Source organism: Parahoeflea alexandrii (assembly GCF_024105735.1).
GTDB lineage: Bacteria > Pseudomonadota > Alphaproteobacteria > Rhizobiales > Rhizobiaceae > Hoeflea > Hoeflea alexandrii.
This window is the reverse complement of record NZ_JAAAML010000003.1, coordinates 494,147-519,255: the sequence shown is the minus strand read 5'-3', so window position 1 is coordinate 519,255 and position 25,109 is coordinate 494,147. Positions and strand designations below refer to the sequence as shown.

At 62.2% G+C, this 25,109-nt stretch carries 21 protein-coding genes; 13 read left to right on the top strand and 8 right to left on the bottom strand.

What is annotated here, in order from left to right:
* Positions 1 to 256: 256 nt before the first annotated feature.
* Positions 257 to 994: a 3-oxoacyl-[acyl-carrier-protein] reductase gene (fabG, locus tag GTW23_RS17390; protein ID WP_152009289.1), complete on the bottom strand. Its 738-nt coding sequence runs from the start codon at positions 992 to 994 to the stop codon at positions 257 to 259.
* A 72-nt stretch (positions 995 to 1,066) separates the two neighbouring features.
* Complete coding sequence (gene fabD / locus GTW23_RS17385) at positions 1,067 to 2,011, bottom strand: ACP S-malonyltransferase (protein WP_252916707.1); 945 nt, start codon at positions 2,009 to 2,011, stop codon at positions 1,067 to 1,069.
* Positions 2,012 to 2,286: 275 nt separating this feature from the next.
* Here fabD and GTW23_RS17380 point away from each other — a divergent pair, with 275 nt between their 5' ends.
* The 3 genes from GTW23_RS17380 to GTW23_RS17370 all read left to right on the top strand — a co-directional run bounded on the left by GTW23_RS17380 (position 2,287) and on the right by GTW23_RS17370 (position 4,833).
* The gene (locus tag GTW23_RS17380) at positions 2,287 to 2,571 is read left to right on the top strand and encodes a hypothetical protein (RefSeq protein ID WP_152009291.1); all 285 of its coding nucleotides are present in this window, start codon (positions 2,287 to 2,289) and stop codon (positions 2,569 to 2,571) included.
* Positions 2,572 to 2,723: 152 nt separating this feature from the next.
* The gene (locus GTW23_RS17375; RefSeq protein ID WP_252916706.1) at positions 2,724 to 3,650 is read left to right on the top strand and encodes a calcium/sodium antiporter; all 927 of its coding nucleotides are present in this window, start codon (positions 2,724 to 2,726) and stop codon (positions 3,648 to 3,650) included.
* Between the two features lie 139 nt (positions 3,651 to 3,789).
* A complete protein-coding gene (locus GTW23_RS17370) occupies positions 3,790 to 4,833 on the top strand; it encodes an aldo/keto reductase (RefSeq protein WP_252916705.1) in 1,044 nt (347 codons plus the stop codon).
* An 89-nt stretch (positions 4,834 to 4,922) separates the two neighbouring features.
* Here GTW23_RS17370 and GTW23_RS17365 read toward each other — a convergent pair whose 3' ends face one another.
* Positions 4,923 to 5,282: a hypothetical protein gene (locus GTW23_RS17365; RefSeq protein ID WP_152009294.1), complete on the bottom strand. Its 360-nt coding sequence runs from the start codon at positions 5,280 to 5,282 to the stop codon at positions 4,923 to 4,925.
* A 139-nt stretch (positions 5,283 to 5,421) separates the two neighbouring features.
* Between GTW23_RS17365 and GTW23_RS17360 the strand changes: the two genes are divergently transcribed.
* Together GTW23_RS17360 and GTW23_RS17355 are read left to right on the top strand one after the other, a co-directional pair.
* Positions 5,422 to 5,844 (top strand): hypothetical protein, encoded by a 423-nt coding sequence (locus GTW23_RS17360; protein WP_252916704.1) that lies wholly within the window; start codon positions 5,422 to 5,424, stop codon positions 5,842 to 5,844.
* Positions 5,845 to 5,967: 123 nt separating this feature from the next.
* The gene (locus GTW23_RS17355) at positions 5,968 to 7,053 is read left to right on the top strand and encodes an alpha/beta hydrolase fold domain-containing protein (protein WP_252916703.1); all 1,086 of its coding nucleotides are present in this window, start codon (positions 5,968 to 5,970) and stop codon (positions 7,051 to 7,053) included.
* Between the two features lie 34 nt (positions 7,054 to 7,087).
* On the opposite strand, the gene GTW23_RS17350 is transcribed toward GTW23_RS17355, so the two are convergent.
* The 3 genes from GTW23_RS17350 to GTW23_RS17340 form a co-directional block, all read right to left on the bottom strand.
* Positions 7,088 to 7,774 (bottom strand): cupin domain-containing protein, encoded by a 687-nt coding sequence (locus GTW23_RS17350; RefSeq protein WP_252916702.1) that lies wholly within the window; start codon positions 7,772 to 7,774, stop codon positions 7,088 to 7,090.
* 119 nt (positions 7,775 to 7,893) lie between these two features.
* Positions 7,894 to 9,894: a putative bifunctional diguanylate cyclase/phosphodiesterase gene (locus tag GTW23_RS17345; RefSeq protein WP_252916701.1), complete on the bottom strand. Its 2,001-nt coding sequence runs from the start codon at positions 9,892 to 9,894 to the stop codon at positions 7,894 to 7,896.
* Positions 9,895 to 9,918: 24 nt separating this feature from the next.
* Complete coding sequence (locus tag GTW23_RS17340; protein WP_252916700.1) at positions 9,919 to 10,407, bottom strand: putative pterin-binding protein; 489 nt, start codon at positions 10,405 to 10,407, stop codon at positions 9,919 to 9,921.
* A gap of 546 nt (positions 10,408 to 10,953) precedes the next feature.
* Here GTW23_RS17340 and rpsF point away from each other — a divergent pair.
* The 6 genes from rpsF to GTW23_RS17310 all read left to right on the top strand — a co-directional run bounded on the left by rpsF (position 10,954) and on the right by GTW23_RS17310 (position 15,844).
* Positions 10,954 to 11,382, top strand: a complete 429-nt coding sequence (rpsF, locus tag GTW23_RS17335; protein ID WP_152009300.1) for a 30S ribosomal protein S6 — start codon at positions 10,954 to 10,956, stop codon at positions 11,380 to 11,382.
* An 11-nt stretch (positions 11,383 to 11,393) separates the two neighbouring features.
* A complete protein-coding gene (gene rpsR / locus GTW23_RS17330; protein ID WP_007196805.1) occupies positions 11,394 to 11,642 on the top strand; it encodes a 30S ribosomal protein S18 in 249 nt (82 codons plus the stop codon).
* A 127-nt stretch (positions 11,643 to 11,769) separates the two neighbouring features.
* Positions 11,770 to 12,729 carry a DUF2232 domain-containing protein gene (locus GTW23_RS17325; protein ID WP_252916699.1) on the top strand — a complete coding sequence of 320 codons (960 nt, stop codon included), beginning with the start codon at positions 11,770 to 11,772 and terminating at the stop codon, positions 12,727 to 12,729.
* Between the two features lie 23 nt (positions 12,730 to 12,752).
* Entirely contained in the window at positions 12,753 to 13,352 is a 600-nt protein-coding gene (gene rplI / locus GTW23_RS17320) for a 50S ribosomal protein L9 (RefSeq protein ID WP_152009302.1), read from the top strand.
* Between the two features lie 120 nt (positions 13,353 to 13,472).
* Positions 13,473 to 14,384 carry a uracil-DNA glycosylase gene (locus GTW23_RS17315; protein WP_252916698.1) on the top strand — a complete coding sequence of 304 codons (912 nt, stop codon included), beginning with the start codon at positions 13,473 to 13,475 and terminating at the stop codon, positions 14,382 to 14,384.
* A 176-nt stretch (positions 14,385 to 14,560) separates the two neighbouring features.
* Positions 14,561 to 15,844 (top strand): MFS transporter, encoded by a 1,284-nt coding sequence (locus GTW23_RS17310; RefSeq protein ID WP_252916697.1) that lies wholly within the window; start codon positions 14,561 to 14,563, stop codon positions 15,842 to 15,844.
* A 46-nt stretch (positions 15,845 to 15,890) separates the two neighbouring features.
* Here the strand turns inward: GTW23_RS17310 and GTW23_RS17305 are convergent, their stop codons facing one another.
* Complete coding sequence (locus GTW23_RS17305) at positions 15,891 to 16,802, bottom strand: DMT family transporter (RefSeq protein WP_252916696.1); 912 nt, start codon at positions 16,800 to 16,802, stop codon at positions 15,891 to 15,893.
* A 239-nt stretch (positions 16,803 to 17,041) separates the two neighbouring features.
* Positions 17,042 to 19,339, bottom strand: a complete 2,298-nt coding sequence (locus GTW23_RS17300) for a xanthine dehydrogenase family protein molybdopterin-binding subunit (protein WP_252916695.1) — start codon at positions 19,337 to 19,339, stop codon at positions 17,042 to 17,044.
* A 443-nt stretch (positions 19,340 to 19,782) separates the two neighbouring features.
* Between GTW23_RS17300 and pepN the strand changes: the two genes are divergently transcribed.
* Together pepN and GTW23_RS17290 are read left to right on the top strand one after the other, a co-directional pair.
* Entirely contained in the window at positions 19,783 to 22,425 is a 2,643-nt protein-coding gene (pepN, locus tag GTW23_RS17295; RefSeq protein WP_252916694.1) for an aminopeptidase N, read from the top strand.
* A 283-nt stretch (positions 22,426 to 22,708) separates the two neighbouring features.
* Positions 22,709 to 25,054, top strand: a complete 2,346-nt coding sequence (locus tag GTW23_RS17290; RefSeq protein WP_252916693.1) for a PAS domain-containing sensor histidine kinase — start codon at positions 22,709 to 22,711, stop codon at positions 25,052 to 25,054.
* Positions 25,055 to 25,109 lie beyond the last annotated feature (55 nt).

Genomic DNA, 25,109 nt, shown 5'->3' with positions numbered 1-25,109 from the left:
TGTTGTTGCGCCTCGTTACCTGCGCAAGCATGGGTAATCAAGCTTGTTGCACGTTTTTATGCGCTCTGCCCCATCCCGTCAAAGCCGAAGCTGTGGATTTCAGCTTATTCGCCCCCTGGAAAAGGCATGCGCCGCGCGCAGCGGGGGCGAAGTATCACGGTTTGCCAACCGGGCAAAGCCGGAAAATGCGGGTCAACCGTGATTCCCGCCAGCGCTCCTGATGCGCCGGCATGGCCCGGACCTTCCCTCCGGCAGATCAGACCATCAGCATCCCGCCATTGACGTGGATGGTCTGGCCGGTCACGTAGGAGGCCTCGTCGGATGCCAGCCAGGTCACCGCGGAAGCGATCTCGGTACCAGTGCCCATGCGGCGCATCGGAATTGCGCCCATGATCGCATCCTTCTGCTTGTCATTGAGCTTTTCGGTCATGGCGCTCTCGATGAAGCCGGGCGCAACGCAGTTGACGGTGACGTTTCGCGGCGCGATTTCCTGGGCCAGGCTCTTGGAGAAGCCGATCATACCGGCCTTGGCGGCGCAGTAGTTCGCCTGCCCGGGGTTGCCGGAAACACCCACCACCGAGGTGATGTTGATGATGCGACCATTGCGGCGCTTCATCATCGGGTGGGCAAGTTCGCGTGTCAGGCGGAAGACCGCAGTCAGGTTGACTTCCAGCACCTGGTCCCAGGCATCGTCGCTCATGCGCACGAACAGTCCGTCCTTGGTGATCCCGGCATTGTTGACCAGGATATCGACGCCCTCGAGCCGCTCCTCGGCGGACTTGCCGAGCGCAGAGACCGCGTCGCGATCGGAGAGGTCTGCGGGAAACATGTGAACCCGGTCGCCGAGATCGGCGGCCAACGCCTCGAGCCGCTCAACGCGGGTGCCATGCAGGCCGATGGTCGCGCCACGGCTGTGCAGCTGACGGGCGATGGCTTCGCCGATTCCACCGGATGCACCGGTGACGAGGGCCTTGCGGCCGGTCAGATCGAACATGGAAAGTCCTTTCGGGATTGGTCTCGCGCCGGCGCCGGGGCGCGGGCAGTCCTGTTTGCAGGCCAGTCCGGCCTATGCGTTCATTGCGGCCAGAAACGGGTCGATGTCGTCGGGCCCGGCAACATTCAAACCGGTCACGGAGCGGTCGATGCGGCGGGCTAGACCGGTGAGGACCTTGCCGGCGCCAATTTCGGCCAGCGTGTCGACACCGTTTGCGGCAAACCAGGCCACAGTCTCGCGCCAGCGCACCTGGCCGGTGACCTGCTCGACCAGCAGCCCTGCGATTTCATCGGGATCGGAGACCGGGGCGGCGCGGACATTGGCAATGACGGGGACAACCGGCGCGGATTTTGCCACGCCCGCCAGCGCCTCTCGCATGGCATCGGCGGCTGGCTGCATCAGGCTCGAATGGAAGGGTGCGGAGACCGGCAGCATCAGGGCACGCTTGGCGCCCTTTGCCGTGGCCGCGGCAGCTGCGGCTTCCACCGCCGGCTTGAGGCCGGAAATGACCAGCTGGCCACCGCCATTGTCATTGGCGATCTGGACGGCGCCGTGCGCGCGGCCCTCTGTGCAGGCGGCTTCAACATCAGTGTTCTCCAGCCCGATGATGGCAGCCATTGCGCCCTCGCCCGCCGGAACCGCGGCCTGCATGGCGTTGCCGCGAATGCGCAGCAGCCGCGCCGTGTCGGGAATCGAGAACATGCCGGCCGCACACAGCGCGGAATATTCACCGAGTGAATGGCCGGCGACATAGCTTGCGGTCTTGGCCAGGTCGAGACCGCGGGCTTCGAGCACGCGGATCAGCGCCATGGAGACCGCCATCAAGGCAGGCTGGGCATTGGCGGTCAGGGTCAATGTGTCCTCGGGGCCTTCGAAGATCACCGACGAAAGCTTTTCGCCGAGCGCCGCATCGACTTCGTCAAAGACGGCCCGGGCTTCGGGAAAAGCGGCGGCCAGGTCCTTGCCCATGCCGACCGTCTGGCTGCCCTGCCCCGGAAAAGTGAATGCTATGGCCATGTTTCGGCTCCGATGATTGATGTCGCGTTGCCGCTTCAATTCACATTCGCACCGCCGGTGTCAAGGTTGAGACCGGTTTCAGGCCGCGGCGCCAGAGAGTCGGGTCAGCCTAAACGCCCATGCGGCGGCGTTTCAGCACGCCGGTCAGTCCAGTCGAGGAGAGCCGAAAGATTTATTTGCATATGGACCGGCTGCTATCTTGAATTCGTCACCAAGTGCATTCACATATTCGCTGTTGCGCTCAGAACCAGCAGCGCCTTTCCGGACAGACCACGATGTCGTATCCCGCTTCCAATACCTCCAGCCAAGATTCCGCCCGCCAGGCCCCGACAACAAAGTTCATTGCCTTCATGACCGCCATCGGCGCGATTGTGCTGATCGGCTCGGAAATCTGGCTTACCGCGCTGGCTGCAATCTGGGCTGCCGACGGCTTTTTCGGCTTGGGCCTGGGCGGTGATCTGGTAATGTTTGCCCTCGTCATTCCGCTGGCGATCTGGGCGACCTGGATGACGGTCAAGCTCGCGATCGCCGCCGAAATGGATCCCGAGAACGCGGACTGATTGCCGGGCTTTCGGCCGACACCAGAAAATCCCATATCTGCCGCTCGGCGCCGCGGGGCGCGAGATGCGGCGTGCGCTGGACATCGTGCGGACGTCTGTGCGAGCCTGACAGCCTGAACCGCACCTGAAATCACGATCACAGGAAACACATCATGTTATCCAACCTGCTGCTGCTGGCCGCCGGACTCGTTCTGCTGACACTTGGTGCAGACTATCTGGTGCGCGGCGCAATCTCGTTTGCCAACAGGCTCGGCATGCCGCCGCTTCTCATCGGCCTGACCGTCGTCGGTTTTGGCACGTCGATGCCCGAACTTCTGGTCTCGATGCAGGCGGCGCTTGATGGCGCGCCGGCGATCGCGGTCGGCAATGTGGTCGGTTCTAACATCGCCAACATCCTGCTCATTCTTGGCCTCGCCGCAGCGATTTCGCCAATTCCCGCCATGATCCCCAGCCTCAAGCGAGACATGGTGATGATGCTGTTTGCTGCCGTGGTCATGCTCGGCCTGGGCTATCTGGGGCTCATCGGTTTCTTAACCGGCCTGGCCATGTTCGCCCTGCTTTCGGCCTATCTTGCATGGGTAACCTACACCGACCGGCGCCGCATGAGCGCCGAGGAGGCCGAGCTGGTGGTCAAGCTCGCCGGGTGGAAAGAAGCCCTGTTCATAGCGGGCGGACTGGCCGGCCTGTTCATCGGCGCCAATCTGCTGATCGATGCGGCAACCTCGATTGCGCTCCAATTCGGCATCTCCGAAGCGGTCATCGGCCTGACAATCGTCGCCGTGGGCACGAGCCTGCCGGAACTTGCCACTTCAGTGGTTGCCGCGTTCCGGCGGCAGGCCGAAATCGCGCTTGGCAATGTCGTTGGCTCCAACATCTTCAACATCCTGGGCATTCTCGGCCTGACAGCCATGGTCGTGCCGGTGCCGGTCGACGCCTCGATGGCATCGTTCGACATCCCGTTCATGCTTGGCGTATCGCTGGCGCTGGTTGCCCTGATCCTGCTGGCCGGCCGCATCGGCCGCCCAGCTGGCGTGGCAATGCTGGCAATCTACACGGGCTATGTGGCCTGGCTGTTTTGAGACGCAGGCAGTTCGATGTGACCGGCAATCCCCGATGACCGGCAATCCCCGGTGAATTGAGTGATTCACAATGGACCGGCTTGCGCACCGGTTTGCTCACGCTATTGTGCGCGCAACTCAGCAGCCAAGGATGTACCGCATGAAAATGAACCGGCTCGGACGCACGGAGATGATGGTGAGCGAGATCTGTCTCGGCACCATGACCTGGGGTGAACAGAACACCGAGGCAGACGCCCATGAGCAGATGGACTACGCCCTGGCCCAGGGGGTCAACTTCTTCGATACAGCCGAGATGTACCCGACCCAGCCGACGCGGGCGGAAACCCAAGGCCTCACAGAGGAGTATATCGGCAGCTGGTTCCGGGCCTCGGGCAAACGCAACGAGGTAATCCTTGCCACCAAGATGGGCGGCGCCGGTGTCAACTGGATCCGCAACAGCGAAGGCTTCACAAGGGCTTCGGTGATGCAGGCGGTCGACGGCAATCTGAAGCGGCTGGGTGTGGACCATATCGACCTCTACCAGCTGCACTGGCCCAACCGCGGCTCCTACCATTTCCGCAAGCACTGGGCGTTTGACGCCAGCCAACAGGACAAGGCGGGCGCGGTCGACGACATCCGCGAAACGCTTGAAGGCCTCGGTGACGCGGTGAAGGCCGGCAAGATCCGCGCCGTCGGGCTGTCCAACGAAAGCGCCTGGGGCACGATGCAGTTCGTACGGCTGGCCGAAGAGCACGGGCTGCCCCGGGTCGCCTCGATCCAGAACGAGTACAGCCTGATCTGCCGCATGTTCGACACCGATCTGGCGGAAGTGGCGCATCACGAGGATGTCGGCTTGCTGGCGTTCTCGCCGCTGGCCACCGGCATTCTCACCGGCAAGTACCAGGGCGGGGTCATTCCCGAAGGCTCCCGCCGCACCAAGGTCGAAAATCTCGGCGGACGCTGGGGGCCCGAAGCGGAAGCGGCGGCGCAGGCCTATCTGGATGTCGCCGGAAAGCACGGGCTCGATCCGTCACAGATGGCGATCGCCTTCTGCATCTCGCGCCCGTTCATGACGTCGACGATCATCGGCGCCACGAGGATGGACCAGCTGAAGACCGCCATCGGGGCCGCCGAAGTGAGCCTGTCGGACGCAGTGTTTGAGGACATCGCACAGGCCCGGCGGGCGCATCCGCTGCCGATCTGATCGGAAATGAATGACGGGACTGCCGAGGCTGCAGTCCCGTCATGCTCAGCCCCGCAGCAGCTCAGCCCCGGTTGCGCGCCCTGGCGACATCACATCCCATCAAGCACTTCTTTCTGGACGTCAGGCTTGGGTTTGGCATTGGCTTTGGCAGGCGACCCGACCAGTTTCTGGATTACATTTCTGCATCTCGACGCATTGGGGCCGCAATACACGGTCTTGCCCGGACCAGTGACAACATACACCGCGAATGTGGCGTTCGGGTCATCCTGTGCACGAATCTCGGGGTCCGAGCTGCGCGAGAGTTCGTAGACTTTGTACGTCTTTCCGTTCACGGTGATCGGCGGAAGATTTCTTTTCTCTGCGCCCCGGAATTCGTCCCACTGAGCGGTGCCCGCGCACCCGTGTGCCATTGCTGCAATCAAGCAAAGCAAACCGACTTTTCTGATCATCACAATACTGCCTCTTCTCGTTGGGACAGCCGATACTCGTCCACCGGCACCGGTGGGTAATCATCATATGTGATGATCCGTACGACCTGTTCAGTCCCGACGAACGTGTGTGGTCCGGATCGCGATATCAGGCGGTAGCATGAACCTTGCGGATAAGATCGAGTTGACCGCCGCTACCGGTTTTCTCCAACAGGCGCCGCATATGAGTGCGTGCGGTGTTGACCGATATCCCGGCCCTTTCGGCATGAGCGACCACGGTGAGCCCTTCGACCAGGCTTTCAAGAAGCTTGCGCTCAGCAGGCGAAATGCCAAAGACCTCAGAAAAGGCAACGAAATCCGGCTCTTTTTCGGCAATCACCGACCTCAAACGCGCGGAAAGGTCAAAAACCGTCTGGTCCGGGAGATGTTCGAATATCTGGTTCATCCGCGCAAGCTCGGACGGGTCATAGTCAAGGTCGAACAAGCCGCTGTCGCGAACGAGGCCGGGCAAGGCTTTCCGCGCATCACCAAGCTGATCGCTGGCCGCCTTCCTAGCGCCGGTTGCGCCGTCTTTCGCGTCTGACCGCTTGTCCGCCATTTATGCCCGCTCCGCCCTTACGTATTTTACAAATACACCCGCACTAACTAGGGTACTCGAAACAGTTCGCAGGCGCATTGATCCACCGGACATGATACGGTCGACAGAATGTCACAAACACAGATGACAGCCAATGCCGATATACTGAACAGCCTTACCGGTCCAAGACTGGCAATGCTGGAAGCATCCGACCTTGCCCGCCGTTTCAGCATCGAGACCGGCCCGCTGCGGCGTGGCCTGGAACAGGTCATGGCCCGTGTCGAAAACCGGGTGATCGAAAGAGTTCTGATATCGAGACTGAAATTCGCGCTCAGGCAGGCTGGCAGCCTTGAGGCAGCGGAACTGCATATCGCCGAGATGCGTGGCGGCTATGAAAGTGGCGCGCTCGAGACCCTGCCAAGCTTCATGCCGCGCGGAATGACAGCGCGCGGCGGCAATCAGGCTGACCAGCCGAAGGATCATGCCGCTCATCTGAGGCAATCATCGAGCAATCGGCCCGTCATTCTCTACGTCGCGGGGGGCGGCTTCATCATGCCGCCATCACGAAAGCAGAAGACTATGGTCCAGCGGCTCTCCGAAGCCGTCAATTGCGAGATCCTGATGGTGTCGCACAGGCTTGCGCCGGAGCATCCGTTTCCGGCAGCGCCACTGGATTTCGCCGCCCGCTATCTGGACCTTCTCGAAAACGGTCACCGGGCGGAGAACGTGTTTCTCGCGGCTGACACGGCAGGCGCCTCGATCATCCTGGGTGCCCTGCAAATGCTTGCCGAAGACGGCATTGATCTGCCGGCCGGCATTGTGCTGTTTTCGCCCTGGTGCGATCTCAGCCTGAGCGGCTGGTCCTATATCACCCGCTCGATGTCCTCGCAGTCTCCATTCAGGATGGAGACCGCGGCGTTCTGCGCACGGCTTTACCTGCAGGATGAGCCGGTCACATCGCCGCTTGCCTCGCCGGTATTTGCCGATCAGTCCGGATGGCCGCCGATCCTGATCCACACCAGCGAGAATGACCTGCATTTCGACGACGCAATCCGGATGGCGGAAAACGGCCAGAAGCACGGATGCGAAGTCCGGATCAACTACTGGGATTCACCGCGCCATCATTTGGAGCGGCTGTCTTCGGAGGCAGCGGCGCAGTCCTTTGGCGAGGTCAATGATTTCATCCATCGCCACTGGCAGCCGGGCTCCGTTTGAGGATGCCAGACGGTGACATCCAGACCGGCCCGGGTCAGGCATCGGGACCTGTTACCGGTCTGTCGAGGTGCCCGGTCTTGATGTAGAGGGTGGCTGTGCCGGGCGCCGACAGCGTGACCGCCATCCCTGCCGGAAGCCGGGCCCAGCCGCCTTTCGACAGACTTTGCCCTTCGACCTGCAGCCGGCCGTCAAGCAGGTAGAGTTCGACGCCGCCGCTTTCCTCCGGAAGGCGCAGGCTGCCGCCATCGGAAAAGCGCAGCATCGCCACCTTTTCAGACTTGTAACGGTGCAGGTGCAGCCGCTCGATGCCCTGTCCGACCGCCTGCCATTCCGCCGATGCGGTGTCGATCACCACCGGAGCGGTATCGCCTTCCTCGAATTGCCAGAGCTTGACCAGAATGGTGCAGCCATCGCGGCTGCCCGGCGCATGACTGGTGCCGACCGGGTTGCGGACATAGGTGCCGGGACCGTAATCGCCATGCTGGTCCGAGAAAATGCCTTCAACAACGAGGAATTCCTCACCGCCATTGTGGGTGTGGCTGGGGAAATCCGAGCCCGGCGCATAGCGCACCAGACTTGTCGCCCGCGCCACTTCGCCGCCGATGCGATCGAGCGGCTTGCGGTCAACCCCGCCCGAGGGTGAGGCGATCCAGTCCATGGCCGCGGTGTCGACGATTTCGGTGCGGGTGAAATCGGTTCTGATGGCAGTTGGGGTGGTCATGTCCGTCTCCGGTCGTTGTGAGCCGAACAAGTGGGGTACGCCTTGCCTGACGTCAACAGACACGTGCCGGAATCATGGCCCGACCGACCGCTCCTGCGCGCCGTTGTCTTGCGTCCGGTTCAAGCCACCGCGGAGTCGGCGGCGTCTTCCATTACCTTGAGCTTCGCGCTCGCGGCGACGGCCTGCAGCATGGCGGCTGGAAAATCCGAGAACGGCACAGGCCTGCCGAAATGGTAGCCCTGGATGGTGTCGCAACCGGCCTTCCGCAACATCGTGACCTGGCCGCAGGTTTCCGCGCCTTCCGCAGTCACCTTGATGCCCAGCTGATGCGCCATGGAAACGATCGATCCAACGATCGATCCGGCCCGGCTGTCTTCCTCGATTTCCATGACGAAGGAGCGGTCGATCTTCAACTCGTCCCACTCGAACTGCCGCAGATAGCTCAGCGCGGAATAACCGGTACCGAAATCATCAAGCGCGATGGCGATGCCCATCTTCCGGAACTGCGACAGGATCTCGACTGCGCGGCCCTCCTCCGTGATCATCAGCGATTCGGTGACTTCAAGGGTCAGCCGATCGGCCGGGAAGCCTGTGTCCGCCAGCACGTCCCGAACGGTCTGAACCAGGTCGCCGCGAACGAACTGAACCACAGAGAGATTGACAGCAATGCCCATGCCGGCGGGAAAATGAAGCGCATCGCGGCAAGCCTTCTCAAGAATCTTGCGTCCGAGCGGCACGATCAGGCCGGACTGTTCGGCGATCTTGGTGAATTCGCCCGGCGATATCGGGCCGAGGGTCGGATGGGTCCAGCGCGCCAGCACTTCGGCACCGGTCACGCGCCCTGTGCGGACGTCGACCTTGATCTGGTAATGGGGCGTGATCTGGTCGTTGTCGATGGCGCAGGCAAGCTCTGCCTGGATCAGCGCCCGCCTGAGGAACAGGTCATGCATGGCAGGATCGAACAACAGCGCCCGGTCCTTGCCGGAGCTCTTTGCCTGGGACAGGGCAATGTCGGCATCGATGAGGAGGCTGGCGGGATCGCGATCCGGCTTGCTGATGGCCACACCGACCGATGCACCGACAATCACTGCAGCGCCATCAATCATGTAGTGGGCAGACAAGACCGCACGCAGTTGCTCGGCCTGCCGGAGAACCGCTTCCTCGCCCAGGGCAGTATCCAGCATCGCGACAAACTCGTCACCGCCGATGCGGGCTGACAGGATCGCGTTGGGAAAACCGGAACAGGTGTGGGACATGCGGTCGGCAACCTGCCGGAGCAGCGCGTCGCCGGTAGCGTGGCCAAGCCGGTCGTTGACGGCCTTGAAGCCATCGAGATCGAAGGCCAGAACTGCCAGGCCGTCACTGACACCATCCTTGAATCGGGCGACGGATGCTGAAAACGCCTTGTTGAAGGCCATCCGGTTGGGCAGACCGGTCAGGTTGTCGTGATGGGCAAGATAGGAAAACTCGTCCGCGTTCCGCACCGCCTTGCGGTTGGCCACACGCAGGTAGCGGTTCTGGACGGCGGCGATGACAAGCAGCAGGGCGATGGAGCCGAACAGGCCGGTTGCGATCCATTTTTGCAGATACTGCTTCTTTTTCAGTTCCTTGCGGATTTCGGCCACTTCATTGACCGAGTCCATCTGTGCCTCCGCTCCGATCCGGTCGACCGCCGCATTGACCTTCTCAAGTTCCAGCTTGAGGTTTTCGCGTGCTGCGGTCGGCAGCGTCTCGATCGATTTCAGGTCGGTCACAATGGCGGCGAAGCGGCCCCGTGCCTTTTCGAGAAGCGGCCGCCGCCGCTCCTTGCGGTCAAGAAATGACTGGAAAGCAGGGGCCTCGAAGACCTTGAAGCGGCTGGTCAATATGTCGGCGAACAGGACGACTTGCGAGGCGTCCGCGCTGTCTGACGATATTATGAAGTTGGAAAGCGCATTCTGCAGATGGAGCGATTCAAGGCGACCGGCGGCCCCGACCCAGGCCACGTCATAGCGCGAGGACCGGTCGAGAGCGTTGTCGGTGTCGCTGACCACATTGGAGTGGACGACATAGATCGCAAGGAAGGCGATGGCGAGCGCGACTGCCAGCAGGTTGAAGATGTTTTTGGACAGTCGCGCCATGCTACTTGTCTCCCGACGGATCTATCAGTCTTCGACCGTGATGGACCGCACCTGCCAGGCAGAACGGGCGTAGTAGACCTCGTCTTTGAGAGCGGGATCAGCGTCAAACGGGTAGACGATGAACAGCGGTCCCTTGTCGCTCACCGGCATGTAGGCCCCATCCTGCTTGTAGGCGAGAATGACGCCGTGCTCGGAGATGTCGGAAACCGGCATTTCCGAGCGGTAATTGTTGAGCGCGAGAACCGAGAGAATGGTTCCTGTTGCCCCGGCCTTCTCAAGCAGCGCCGATAGGGGTACCCCTTCGAAAGTGACCGCGTTCTCATGCCACGGTGTTTTCGTGACGATGGTCGCCGCTCCCAGCGCCTCGATGTCCTCGAGGGTCATGTCGACGGGCGCGCCGCCGGCGATGTCGCCCTCGATGGTGAGGATAACGTTTCCAGCTGCGGCCGGCAGGGCGCCGGCGGCAAGCAGGGCGGCGCATGCAAAAAGGATTGAGCGGATTGTCTTGATCATTGCATAACCTTTCCTTAGGCCGGCCATAGCGGCTGCAAGTTTTGATGTGCAAGATCTAGCAGCCGCGATCTAAGCCCGGGTTAAATAGATAGTTACAATTTTTCTAATTTATAACTTTCCATGATTTATTGATCGCCGGCGGACCCGCTGCCCCTCGAGCAGGCCCGAAACGGTCAATGAGGAGCTGTCACGAGGCGGGCGGGGAATCCCTCTGAAAGGTGGGCTGCGCGGGACCGGATTGGCCTGCGGGTGTCCGGCGAAACTCCTCGCCGCCCGCAACCCTTCAACAGCATGTGGTTTTGACCTTGCAATGCGTTGAAAACCGCGTATAAGCGCGGCTGTTCGACACCCGGTCATCTGGCTGGTGGCTGAACGGAGGGTGCGATCCGAAAGGATCCTAGGGGCAACAGCGCTCCGGCCTCCCGTGTCTCCGCTCACGACCGTCTCGACCTACGTCTTTCTTGCCCGGCTTAACGCCGCCAGGACAAGTCGCTGGGGCTTAGCGCCGGATCCGGGTGATGTTAAAGCAAGAAAGGCAAGTCAATCATGGCTCTTTATGAACATGTATTCCTTGCCCGGCAGGATGTCTCCAGCCAGCAGGTCGAAGCCCTCGTAGAACAGTACAAGGGCGTGATCGAAGCTAATGGCGGCAAAGTCGGGCGCATTGAGCACTGGGGCCTGAAGTCCCTCACCTACCGCATCAACAAGAACCGCAAGGCGCATTACGCGCTGATGGACATTGATGCTCCGGCACCTGCCGTGAAGGAAATGGAGCGCCAGATGCGCTTCAACGAAGACATTCTTCGCTTCATGACCGTCTCGGTTGAAGCCCATGAAGAAGGCCCGTCGGCCATGCTTCAGAAGCGCGACCGTGATGACCGTCCGCGTGGTGGCGATCGTGACCGTGGCGACCGCGGTGATCGTGGCGACCGCGGCGACCGTGGCCCGCGCCGTCCGCGCGAAGACCGCGAATAGGAGTTTAGAACATGGTTGATATCAATCAGATCCCGACGCGCCGTCCGTTCCATCGCCGCCGCAAGACCTGCCCGTTCTCGGGTGCGAATGCGCCGAAGATCGATTACAAGGACGTTCGCCTGCTGCAGCGCTACATTTCCGAGCGCGGCAAGATCGTTCCTTCGCGCATCACGGCTGTGAGCCAGAAGAAGCAGCGCGAACTCGCCAAGGCGATCAAGCGCGCGCGTTTCCTCGGCCTTCTGCCTTACGTGCTGAAGTAGTATGACAGCGGATCCGGCGTTTTCGCGCCGGATCCATTTCCCATCCCGCGACGGGCGCGGGGTCTGGGCCGCCAAATCCCGGGTTGGGGCAGCATGCCTCTAACTGCTTGAAGCAGGACAGCGAAAGATGACACAGCAAAGCACATCGCTCCTCGTGGGCCTGCTCGCCGGCGTTTCCGCCGCGTTTCTGCTTGTCAGCGCCGGCTCGCCTTCCAGCCTCTCCTTCATTCTGTTTGCCGCGGCAGCGCTGCCGGTGCTGATCGCCGGTCTCGGCTGGTCCAATCTCGCCTCGATCGTCGCGGTTTTGAGCGCTATGGCCGTGATCGGCATTGCCACCACGCCGCAAGCCGCGCTCGTCTCCGCCGTTACCACGCTGGCGCCCGCTGCATGGATTGCGCATCTTTCGAACCTGGCGCGTCCAGCCGAGGAAATCGGCGGGCCTGAAGGCGCCGTCATCTGGTATCCGCTGCCCGAAATCTTCGTGCGCATTGCCCTTTGCGTGTGCATCGGCCTCATCGCCGTCGGCGTTGCCATGGGCTACGGCACCGAATTCGTCGGCCAGTTGGTCGAGATCTTTGTTGCCACCATCCAGGAAAGCAACGCTGCCTATTCGCCAAGCCCCGAGGGCATTGCCGAAATGAAGCAGTTCTTCCTCTATGCGCTGCCAGCGATCCAGGCTGCGATGTGGGTCACGATCCTGCTTGCAGGCTGGTATGTCGCCTCGGCCATCGTACGCATGTCGGGCCGGTCGAAACGCCCCAAGGATGACATCCCTTCACAGCTGAGAATGCCGCGCACCAGTGCGATTGCCCTTGCAGCGGGCGGCGCGATGAGCTTCGTCGATGGCGGCATCGGCCTGATCGGCTGGACCATCTGCGGCGCTTTCGGAGCTGGCTTCATCATCGCCGGCTTTGCCATCGCCCATCACCGCACCCGCGGCAAGCCGGCGCGCGGGCTGCTGCTGTGGGCGGCCTATCTCGCGACGATCATCTTTACGGTGCCGCTCGCATTTTTCCTGTTCCTCGGGCTGTTCGACACGGCCCGCACTCTCACGGCGACCGGCCCCGGTCCCAACTCAAAACCCTGACAACTCCCCGAAAGGACACTACAATGGACGTCATCCTTCTTGAACGCATCACCAAGCTCGGCCAGATGGGCGAAACCGTAAAGGTTCGCGACGGCTACGCCCGCAACTTCCTGCTGCCCCAGGGCAAGGCGCTGCGCGCCAATGCCGCCAACAAGGCCCGTTTCGAAGCCGAGCGTTCGGTGCTTGAAGCCCGCAACCTCGAGCGCAAGTCGGAAGCCGAGCAGATCGCCGAGAAGCTCGACGGCAAGACCTTCGTGGTGGTTCGTTCCGCCGGCGAAACCGGTCAGCTCTACGGTTCGGTTGCTGCCCGCGACGTGATCCAGGTTCTGGCCGACAACGGCTTCTCCATCGGCCGCAGCCAGGTCGACATGAACAACCCGGTCAAGACCATCGGTCTGCACACCGTGCCGCTTGCCCTGCATGCAGAAGTCAACGTGACAGTCACCTTCAACGTCGCCCGTTCGGCTGACGAAGCCGAGCGCCAGCTCAAGGGCGAAGACCTGTCGTCGGCCGACGCGATCTACGGCGTTGACGAGGAAGCTGCCGCGGAAGCTGCAGAAGCTGCCGCCAACGATCCGGACTACCTTGACGATGAAGACGGCGCAGGCGAAGAAAACGCCTGATTTCGCTGTCATCCGACCGCATTACAAAATCGCCCGGGACACGCTGTCCCGGGCGATTTCATTTGGGGGCCTGCGCTCATGCCGCTTTCACCGCCCCCCGGTTTGCGGTAAAACCCGGGCATGAACGCTTCCGCCACAGATCTGGACCCGCATGCGCTTGCGGCGCTTTTGCATTTCTACGCCGAAAGCGGTGTGAGTGAACTCAGCGAAGACATGGTCATCGACAGGTTCGAGCAGTCGGAGCAGATCCTTAAGGCGCGCAACCGCCCGCAGCCGCAAGCCGGCGCAGGCCCGGGTATTTCAAACGCCCAAAAACCTGGCCCCGGCACTCAGGCGGCGACCGGTCCTGGCGACAGCCGCCGAACTCGGCCGCCGGCGGTCGCACCGGCGCGGCAGGCGTCGCAGCTGACGATCCCCGGCGAAGCCGCGTTCGAGGACGCCCGGGCGCTGGCTGCCGGTGCCGGCACGATTGCCGAACTGCGCGCGGCGCTGGACGGCTTTACCGGATGCAATCTGCGCCACAGCGCCAAGACGCTGGTGTTCGCAGATGGCAATCCGGAAGCGGACGTGATGTTTATCGGCGAAGCGCCGGGCCGCGAGGAAGATCTTCAGGGAACGCCGTTTGTCGGCCGCGCGGGGCAATTGCTCGACCGCATGCTGGCGGCGATCGGATTGAGCCGCGACACCGCCTATATCACCAACATGATCCCCTGGCGGCCGCCCGGCAACCGCACCCCCGCCGCCCACGAGATCGAGCTCTGCCGGCCGTTCATCGAACGCCATATCGCTCTGGCGCAGCCGAAGGTGCTGGTGATGCTCGGCAACATCGCCAACAAGTCCCTGCTCGACACCGACAAGGGCATCCTCTCGGTCCGCGGCAACTGGATGGATTGCAAGACCGGCGACCGACTGACCCCTGCCCTGCCGACCCTGCATCCGGCCTACCTGCTGCGCAACCCGTCGCAAAAGCGGCTCGCCTGGGCGGATTTCCTGTCGCTGCAGGCACGGCTGGAAGAACTCGGAAAGGGTTGAGATCCTGCCCAAACGGCATGGCGTGGCGGAAATATTTCAATAACGTCGCAATCGGGCCTTGGCGTCGCAAGCGCACATGTCACTCTGGTTTTCAGAATCGCAATTGCAATCAGGTCTGCATGATCCGTTGAACCGGACCCTGGGCAGGCCGCGCTCCGTTGGCAGGGAGAGCCGCCATGATCCAGTCCGTCCGGTCAGTGGCGTCATTGCTGCTTTCGACGTTTTTCCTTCTCACCGCCATGGGCCTGTCGGGCTACCTGATTCCGGTCAGGGCGGTTGCCGAAGGCTGGTCGACCTTCACCATTTCGCTGATTGCAACCGGCTATGCCATCGCCTTCACGGTGAGCTGCATCATCACCCCCAGACTGGTTCTCAGGGTCGGTCACGTGCGGGTGTTCGGCGCCCTGACGACGATCATGGCGATGTCCTATCTGTTGCATTCGCTGCTGGTGCATCCGGCCATCTGGGTGCTGACCCGGGCCATGGCCGGTTTCTCCATCGCCGGCGCCTACATGATCATCGAAAGCTGGCTCAACGAAAAGGTCAGCAACGAAAACCGCGGTGCGTTGTTTTCGGTCTACATGGTTGTAAGCATGTCTGCGGTGATGATCGGGCAGTACATCGTGCCCTTCGGTGATCCGCTCGGCGCAGGCCTGTTCATGGTCTGCACGCTGATCTGCTCGATGGCGGTGATGCCGACCGCGCTGTCGAGCGCGCAATCGCCCGCGCCACTCACACAGGTCAAATTCGACGTTCCCGCGCTCTACCGGCGCTCGCCGGCCGCGGTGATCGGCACCCTGCTTGCCGGCCTGATCGCCAGTGCCTGGGGCGGCCTCGGGCCTGTCTATGCGACGCAGCTCGGTCTTTCGACCATCGAGGGCGCATCCATGCTCGCCATCGCCATGATCGGCGGAGCGATCTTCCAGTATCCGCTGGGCCGCGCTTCGGACCGCATGGACCGCCGCCGGGTGATGATCGTCGCCGGCCTCATCGGCATTGCCGCCTGCGCACTGACAATCGGCTTCGGCGTCGACAACAGGATCATCTTCTTTGCGAGCATGCTGTTCCTGGGCACCGTTCTGTTTCCGATCTATTCGCTCAATGTCGCCCATGCAAATGACCATGCCCAGCCCGACGAATTCGTTGAGGTGTCGAGCGGTCTGATGATCACCTATGGCGTGGCGACCATGGTGGGGCCGGTGGTCACGGGTGTGGCGATGGACGCGTTCGGGCCGCACGCCCTTTTCGCGGTAATCGCTATCTGCTTTGCAGCCTATTCGGGACATGCCGCCTGGCGCATCAGCCGCCGCGAGCAGCCGACAGAGGAGATGCGCTCGGACTTCCTGCCAATGGCGGCCATGCCCGACCTTACGCCGCAATCGGCCGAGCTTGACCCGCGGTCGGACCCGACCTGGGGCGAGCAGAGCGCCGAGGAAGACGCCGAAACCACGGTTTCCTGAAAGATATGAGACAAACAGCCGGGGCAGACTTTAACTGCCGGGGATATCAGCCCTGCGGGGTGACCAGCTTGCGCTGGGCCTTGCGCTCGAGGCCGAGCGCATGCTCGCGCAGGATGACGAAGATCCCTGCACCAACGACGATGGCGGTTCCGGTAAGCATGGTCCAGGTCGGAACATCGCCGAAGATGAAATAGCCGATGAGGATGCCGAGCACGATCGAGGTGTATTCGAACGGTGCGATCGTCGACACATCGGCATGGCGATAGCTCTGGGTCAGCAGGATCTGGCCGAGACCACCACAAAAACCAGCCATCGCCATCAGGCCGAGCGTCTGCCAATCCGGCACAATCCAGCCGAACGGCAGCGTGGCGAGCGAGAGAACCGTGGCGGTGAGCGAGAAATAGAGAACGATTGTCGGGGTCTTTTCGGTCAGGATCAGTTTCCGGACCAGGATCATCGCGGTGGCGCCGAGGGTGGCCGAGGCAAGCACCGCCATGACACCGAGCGCCTCGCTGGAGCCGAAACCGTCGCCGAACAGGCTGAGCCTCGGCCAGCTGATGATCAGAACCCCTCCCAGACCCACGGCCACCGCCGACCAGCGGAAAATGCGGACGGTCTCGCCCAGAAAGACGGCAGCAAAGACCACGGTCAGCAACGGCATGGCATAGCCGATGGCAATCGCGTCGGGCAGCGGCAGCCGCATGATGCCATAAAACCCCAGCCCCATGGCGGTGACGCCAACCAGGCCACGGCGGAAATGCGACAAGGGACTGGCCGTTCGCCAGGCCGTGTCGAGTTGACCGCGCACTGCCAGAAACACAAGAATCGGAACAATGGCGAAAGCCGAGCGGAAGAACACGATCTGGCCGGCGGGCATGCCCTCCCCCGAGGCCTTGATCAGGGTCGACATGGTGACAAACACCGAAACCGAGGCAACCTTGAGCAGAATTCCGATCATCGGCGATCCCGACTGTCCGGCGGGCGGCTGCGCCGGGGCCGCTTGCGGGGTCGTGGGTGTCGGCTGTTCGGTCACCTGGTGTATATTCCCTGGCGCTAAGGTGGATAAGGTTGATTCCGCCCGCCAGAACGACGTGCGGAGACGAACATAACCCGGGCGGCGGTCAGCGTCCGATCAAAAAAGCTGATGGGCCGCTGCGTGGCGCGAATGCATGACAGTGGCCCTTGCGGACCGCCGCCTCAGCCGTTCAAGGCTTCCCAGACCCTTTGCGGCGTGGCCGGCATCTCGATGTGGCGGACGCCGCGGGCCCGGTCAAGCGCATCGACAAGGGCATTCATGGCCGCCGGACAGGCGCCGATCGTACCCGCCTCTCCGGCCCCCTTGATGCCCATGGCATTGGTGGTGGAGGGAACGTTGCGTGTCTCGAAGTCGAAGAAGGGCATGTTGTCGGCGCGCGGCACCGCGTAATCCATCAGGCTGGCTGTCAACAGCTGGCCATCCTCGGAATAGACAACCCCCTCGCTCAGACACTGCGCGACGCCCTGGACCACGCCGCCGTGAATCTGGCCGAGCAGAAGCACCGGGTTCACGGTCATGCCGAAATCGTCAACGATGGTGTAGCGGACGATTTCGACCTTGCCGGTTTCCGGATCGATCTCGATTTCACAGACATGGGTGCCGTTGGGATAGGTGGCCTCATCCTGAACGACATCGGCGATCCCAGTGCGGTCATCATCGGTCTTGGCGGCCTTTGCCATGTCGGCGTAGCTGATCACCCGATCGGTGCCGACGATGCGAGCGGCACCATCGACCAGTTCGATATCGGCTGCGGCGGCCTCGAGTTCATCGGCGGCCAGCTTCTTCATCTTTTCGGCCAGAACCTTCGAGGCGGCGGAAACCGAGACGCCGCCGAGCGGGATCGAGCGCGAGCCGCCGGTGCCGCCACCCTTGGCCAATTCGGCGGTATCGCCCTGGCGAACCGTGATCCTGTCGAAATCGATGCCGATCTGATCGGCGACAAACTGGCTGTAGGCGGTCGCATGCCCCTGGCCGTTGGTCTGGGTGCCGATATAGAGCGTGATGCCGCCGTCGGCGTCGAGCGTCAGCCTCGCCGGTTCAGAGCCTGCAAAGGCGCAGGCCTCGATGTAGACAGCGGTGCCCAGGCCGCGCAGTCTGCCCCGGGACTTGGCCTCCTCGACGCGTCGAGGGAATTCTGCCGCGCCGGCCTTTTCGAGAGCGCGGGTCATGTGACCGTCAAACTCGCCCACATCATAGGTCCGGCCACCCGGGGTCCGGTAGGGAAACTGCTCGGGACGGATGAAGTTCCGGCGGCGCAGCTCTGCGACCGGCATGCCGATTTCGCGCGCCGCCGCATCCATCAGCCGCTCGATCAGGAAGGCTGCCTCCGGCCGGCCCGCGCCACGATAGGCGTCCACCGGCGTGGTGTGGGTGTAGACGCCGCGCAGCTTGAAATCGAGATTCTGGATGTCATAGACGCCGGTTGCCATCGAGGCGCCGAACACCGGAATGAACGGTCCAAACTGGCTCAGATAGGCGCCCATATTGGCAAGCACGTCAATCCTCAGTCCAAGCACCCGGCCCTGCTTGTCGAGCGCCAGAGAGGCGGTGACCTTGTTGTCGCGGCCATGGGCGTCGGTGAGGAAATGCTCGGTGCGGTCGGAGACCCATTTGACCGGACGGTTGAGCTGACGCGCGGCTTCCAGCGCCAGCGGATACTCGCGGTAGGTGAACACCTTGGTGCCGAAGCCACCGCCCACATCACGGGTGATGACGCGAAAATCCTCGAGTTCCATGCCAAAGATATCCTTGGCAATGGTCTTGCGGATGCCATGAACCCCCTGCGAGCCGAGCGTCAGGGTGAACTTCCTGGCGGCATCGTCCCATTCGGCAAGGCACGCCCGGGTTTCCATGTAGTTCGACACAAGCCGGTTGTTGAGAAAATCGATGGTGGTGACATGATCGGCGTCGACAAAGGCCTGGTCGGTGCCGGCAGCATCACCGATACGGTAGAGATAGGCCTGATTGGTGCCAAGATCCGGCCAGACCAGCGGCGCGCCATCGTCAAGCGCCGTGGCGAGGCCGGCCTGGGCCTCGCCCAGCTCCCAGTTGATATCGATGAGTTCGGAGGCTTCCTGTGCTTGGGCGAGACTGTCGGCGACGATGAAGGCCACCGCGTCACCGACATGGCGGACTTCCCCGTCGCACAGCAGCGGTATGTGTTTCTGGGCGTGACGCGTCCCGTCGGGCTGCGCCACCGTCGCCTGGTTTGGAACCGGCCCGAGATGGCCGACATCGCCGGCCGTGAGCACCAGATGGACCCCGTCCGCCGCGCGCGCCGCGTCAAGATCGTTAATCCGGAACCGGGCGGACGCATAGGCCGACCGCAGCACATAGGCGCGCAACTCGCCCTCGGCCCGGACGTCATCGGTAAAGGCTCCCTCGCCGGTGATCAGCTTTCGGTCTTCCTTGCGCAAGGCCGATGCGCCCACGCCGAATTTAGGTGTCGCGATGTTCATGGCTGTTCCCGGTGCTGGATTGGTTTTCAAGATCGCGGTCGCGAGTCTCGACTATAATTAGCTCCACGGGCCGGAATGTCGAGAGCGCCACCACAAACCCGATAAGATCGCCGCTCGGCGCTCGGCAGACCGGCCGCACAGCTCCATATCCGGCGCAGGGGCCGCAAATGAGCAAATCAAGCCTCCCGCCGGCCTGTCAAAGGGCCGCGGCAATGTATCGGCAAAACCATGCTTTCACCTTGAAGATCAGATGAAACGATTGCTGACGGCCAGGCTCGGATTTTCTGTCGAACCGGGACCCGGCAAACGCAAATTATTTATTTTTTCATTACGATTCACTGCCAGATCTCCAGTGGATTGATGCGGGATTATCTTAACCCGATGTCAGGATCCGCTGTGATAGCGTCCCGTCCCATAATGGGAAACTGCGGGGCATAAAGCATATGCGGACTGAAACGGGACAAGTCTACAAGCTCAAGGACTACAAGCCGACCGACTTCGTGGTTGAACGAATCGATCTGACCTTCGAGCTTGATCCGAAGGAGACGACAGTCGTCTCCCGGGTGATCCTGCATCGCCGCGAAGGCGTCGCAGCGGACGCGCCTCTGGTGTTTGACGGAGACGAACTGACGCTCGACAGCCTTCAGATCGACGGCAACGATCACGACCCGTCGCTCTATGATGCCACACCCGACAGCCTGACCATTCGTGGCCTGCCCGAGAGCGGCCCGTTCGAGGTGACCGTCAACACCACTTTGTCACCCGCCACCAACACCAAGCTGATGGGACTTTACCGGACCAACGGCGTCTACTGCACCCAGTGCGAGGCGGAGGGCTTCCGTCGCATCACCTATTTCTATGACCGCCCGGATGTGCTTGCGGTCTACACGGTGACCATCATCGCCGGCAAGGAAGATGCCAAGCATCTCCTGTCGAACGGCAATTTCCTCGGCGGCGGCAATTACGACGAAGGCCGGCATTTCGCCGCCTGGTTCGATCCACACCCCAAACCTTCCTATCTTTTCGCATTGGTAGGCGGCGATCTCGGCCTGGTCGAAGACAGCTTCACCACCATGAGCGGGAAAGAGGTGGCATTGAAGATCTATGTCGAGCACGGCAAGGAAGGCCGCGCCGGCTACGCGATGGATGCGCTCAAGCGTTCGATGAAGTGGGACGAGGAGATGTTCGGACGCGAATATGATCTCGACATCTTCCAGATCGTCGCGGTTTCCGATTTCAACATGGGCGCCATGGAGAACAAGGGGCTCAATGTCTTCAACGACAAGTATGTCCTGGCCGACCCGGAAACAGCCACCGACGCCGATTACGCCAATATCGAAGCCATCATCGCGCATGAATACTTCCACAACTGGACCGGCAACCGCATCACCTGCCGCGACTGGTTCCAGCTGTGCCTGAAGGAAGGCCTGACGGTTTATCGCGACCATGCGTTTTCCGCCGACCAGCGCTCGGCATCGGTCAAGCGCATTGCCGAGATCCGGCTGCTGAAAGCGCACCAGTTCCCCGAGGACGCCGGCCCGCTCGCGCATCCGGTTCGTCCTGAATCCTACAAGGAAATCAACAATTTCTACACGGCGACCGTGTATGAAAAAGGCTCAGAGGTGGTGCGCATGATCCGCACCATCCTGGGCGCCGAGGATTTCCGCAAGGGCATGGACCTGTATTTCGAACGGCATGATGGCGATGCCGCGACGATCGAGGACTTCCTGGCCTGCTTTGCCGAGGCAAGCGGCCGCGATCTCAAGCAGTTCGCGCTCTGGTACAGCCAGGCCGGCACGCCTTCGGTCTCGGTATCGACCGATTGGAACGAAGCCTCAAAGACCTTCAAGGTGACGCTCGAGCAGACGCTGGCACCCACGCCGGGGCAGTCGCGGAAGGCTCTGATGCACATTCCGCTGGCCTATGGCCTGATCCTGCCCGACGGCACCGAATTCGACGGCCGGCTCGACACGGACGACGCCGAAAACGGCGTGATGCACCTGACCAAGCGCAAGCAGACATTCAGCTTCAGCAATGTTCCCGGACGTCCGGTGCTGTCGATCAACCGCGGCTTCTCGGCGCCGGTCAACATTGCCATGGAACAAAGCAGCGCCGATCTGGCCCATATCGCCCGGCATGACGGTGACGGGGTTTCGCGCTGGCAGGCGCTCAACGAGCAGGCCATGCGGCATCTCGTGGCCGTTTCCAAGCTTGCACGGGACGGGCGCACCCTGCCCCCAGCCAGGGAACTTGCCGACATTCTCGTTGCCACCGGCGCAGACGACAGTCTGGAGCCCGCCTTCCGCGCCCAGGCCCTCGCCTTGCCGGCGGAAAGCGATATTGCCCGGGAGATCGGCTCCAACATCGATCCGGAGGCGATCCACACGGCGCGCGAAGCCGTTCTTTCGGAAGTTGCCAATGCCGGGCTGGACGTGTTTGCGCGGCTTGCCGACAGCGCACCGAAAGGTGCCTACAGCCCCGATGCGGCGGACGCCGGACAGCGCGCCCTTGCGGGCGTCGCGCTGGCCTATGCATCGCTTGCCGAAGGGCAGCCGGCGCGCGCCAAGACAGCCTATGACTCCAGCGACAACATGACGGTGATGTCGCAGGCGCTCCAGGTTCTGGTGCACCAGTTCCCCGGTTCCAGTGAAGCCGAGGAAGCGCTGGCGGGCTTCAAGACACGCTTTGCCGATGACCCGCTGGTTCTCGACAAGTGGTATTCGATCCAGGCCATGACCCCCGGCGCACCGACCCGCGAACGGGTCGAGGAACTGCTCGAGAGCGATGATTTCGACCGCAGCAACCCGAACCGCATGCGGGCCCTGATCGGCGCGTTCTCCGCCGGCAATCCGACCGGATTCAATGCGGCCGACGGCGCCGGCTACCGCTTGCTTGCAGCCGAGGTGGTCGACATCGACAAACGCAATCCGCAACTTGCGGCACGGCTGTTGACGGCCATGCGGTCCTGGCGCTCGCTCGAAGCGGGCCGGCAGGAACTGGCACGCCAGGCCCTGGTCTCGATCCGCGAGGCTGGCGAATTGTCACCGGATGTCGGTGACATCGTCGATCGCATGCTGGCGGCCTGACCTCTCGAGGCGCCCGTCATCACAGCCATACGCTCCATCGCCGCCAAGCCGCGATGGAGCGTGTGCTAAATCAACTCATGATCACAAGTGATTTGCCCGAACGCCGGCAGAGCCCCCTGCCCGGCACCAATCTGCGCCGACTCGAATCTTACAAAAACTCAACAAATTCAATTTGTTAATAAAAGATTACTTTTAGCACTGGACAAGCCGAATCACCTTTGATTCATATAGGCCAGATTCGGAGATGCGGAAGTCCGGATCCTAACGGGGATTTACAATACTTATGACGGATGCGCAGCACGTACCTGCGGCCGAAGGGGCGGACTATGCCCGCCAGGCCGGCGCAAAGCCCGCGGCGGGAGCGGGAATGTCGGGGCACGCCAAGCTTTTTGCGCAGCCTGCCTATGAGCGGCTGATCGGTGCCGAGCCTTTTCTCAAGCACCTGATCCCGATCTTGATCGTGGCTTTTCTCGTGGTCGTCGCGGCGGCCCGTTACATCAACATAAGCGACAATCACGACCGTCTGCGCAATGCCGCCGAGCAGGTGACGGCGCTGTCGCTTGTGGCCGCGCACGCGACGCTGTCGGCCGATCTGGAACCTGTGCGGGAGAGCCTTCGCTGGGAAACCGAAGCGCGCCTCAACCGGGTCATCAGCGCAATGCCCGATACGGCCGGCCGCTATCTGCTGGTTCTCGATGGCAACGAGCGCGTGTTTGCGGTCACAGCCGGCGGGTATCACCTGCTGGGCAAGCAGGTCGAGGCATTGCTGCCCGACTCCTCGCCGCTGAGGCTTTTCGGCGAGCGCGCAGGCGTGCAGGAAACCGCACTGAACGGGGAACAGGTGCTGGCGGCAATGTCGCGTCTGCCCGACGGCGCGGGCGCGATCCTTTCGGTCACGCCGATCTCCGACATGAACGGCGCATGGCGGCAGTCGGTTTCGGTCAACGTCACACTGTTCATCGCAACTTCCTCGATCCTGCTGGTCATTCTCTACGCCTATTTCAGCCAGGCCGGCCGGGCGCAGGAGGCCGACGACATCTATCTGGAAAGCCACCGGCGGGTCGACATGGCCCTGTCACGCGGACGCTGCGGCTTGTGGGACTGGGACATGGCCAGGGGCCGGGTCTACTGGTCGCGATCGATGTATGAGATCCTCGGCCTGCCTCCCCGCGACAGCGTCATTTCCTTCCGGGAGGCCTCGCATCTGATCCATCCGGACGACGGTGACCTCTACGAGATTGCGCAGATGGTGGCGAGCGGCGACATCCGGCAGGTCGACCACCTGTTCCGCATGCGCCATGCAGACGGTCACTATCTGTGGATGCGGGCCCGAGCCCAGGTGGTCGATCCGACCTCGACGCAGACCCACCTTATCGGCATCGCCATGGATGTCACCGAACAACACCGGCTGCAACAACGCACGGTGGAGGCCGACCAACGGCTGTTCGACGCGATCGAGAGCACATCGGAAGCCTTCGTGCTGTGGGACCGCGACGACCGGCTGGTGCTGTGGAACAAGCACTATCAGGAGATCCACGGACTGCCGGCGGACAGTCTTTCACCCGGAACGCCGCGCTCCGTTGTCGAGGCAGCAGCCACCCGCCCGGTCGTGGAGCGGCGCCTGGCTGTCCCCTGCTCCAAGGGGCTGGCGCAGACCTACGAGGTTCAACTTGCAGATGGCCGCTGGCTGCAGATCAACGAACGGCAAACACGCGACGGCGGCCAGGTTTCGGTCGGCACAGACATCACGCCGCTCAAGCGCAACCAGGAGCGGCTGCGCGACAGCGAAAAGCGGCTGATGGCGACCATCGGCGACCTCACCTCCTCCCAGGCCGAGCTCAAGCGCAAGGCGGAAGAACTCTCGGAACTCAACCGCGACTACCAGATCGAAACCGAGCGCGCGGAAGCAGCCAGCAAGGCCAAGTCCGAATTCCTCGCCAATATGAGCCATGAGCTGAGAACACCGCTCAATGCCATCATCGGGTTCTCCGAAGTGCTGCAGGCGCGCATGTTCGGACCGCTGGGCTCTGACAAATATGCGGAATATGCCGACGACATCCACAATTCCGGCATCCATCTGCTGACGGTGATCAACGACATTCTCGACATGGCCAAGATCGAAGCCGGTCAGATGCATCTCGATTGCGAGGATGTGGATCTTGCGCCGCTGCTTGATGAAGCGCTGCGGCTGGTCGCCATCCAGGCAGAAAACAAGGGAATCGAGGTCGAGCAAAAGATCTCCAAGCACCTGTCGCTGATGGCCGACCGGCGGGCCATGAAGCAGATCCTGCTCAACCTGCTGTCCAACGCCGTCAAGTTCACCGAACCCGGCGGGCGGATCATGGTCAGGGCGCGCAAGACCTCCTGTGCGGTCACCGTGACCATCGAGGATACCGGCATCGGCATCCCGAAGGCGCTGCTCAGCCGCATCGGCCAGCCTTTCGAGCAGGTGCAGAACCAGTTCTCCAAATCCAACGGCGGCTCGGGTCTGGGGCTGGCGATCTCGCGGAGTCTCGCCGAAATGCATGGCGGCGCAATGAAGATCCGGTCGGTCGAGGGCGTGGGCACCATTGTCAGCGTGCGGATGCCGATCGAGTGCCCCAAAAGCGAGACCATCGCGGCAGAATAGGCATTGCCGCCTGTTTCCTGCCCAGCTCTTTGGCAGCAACGACTTGGTACCCGTT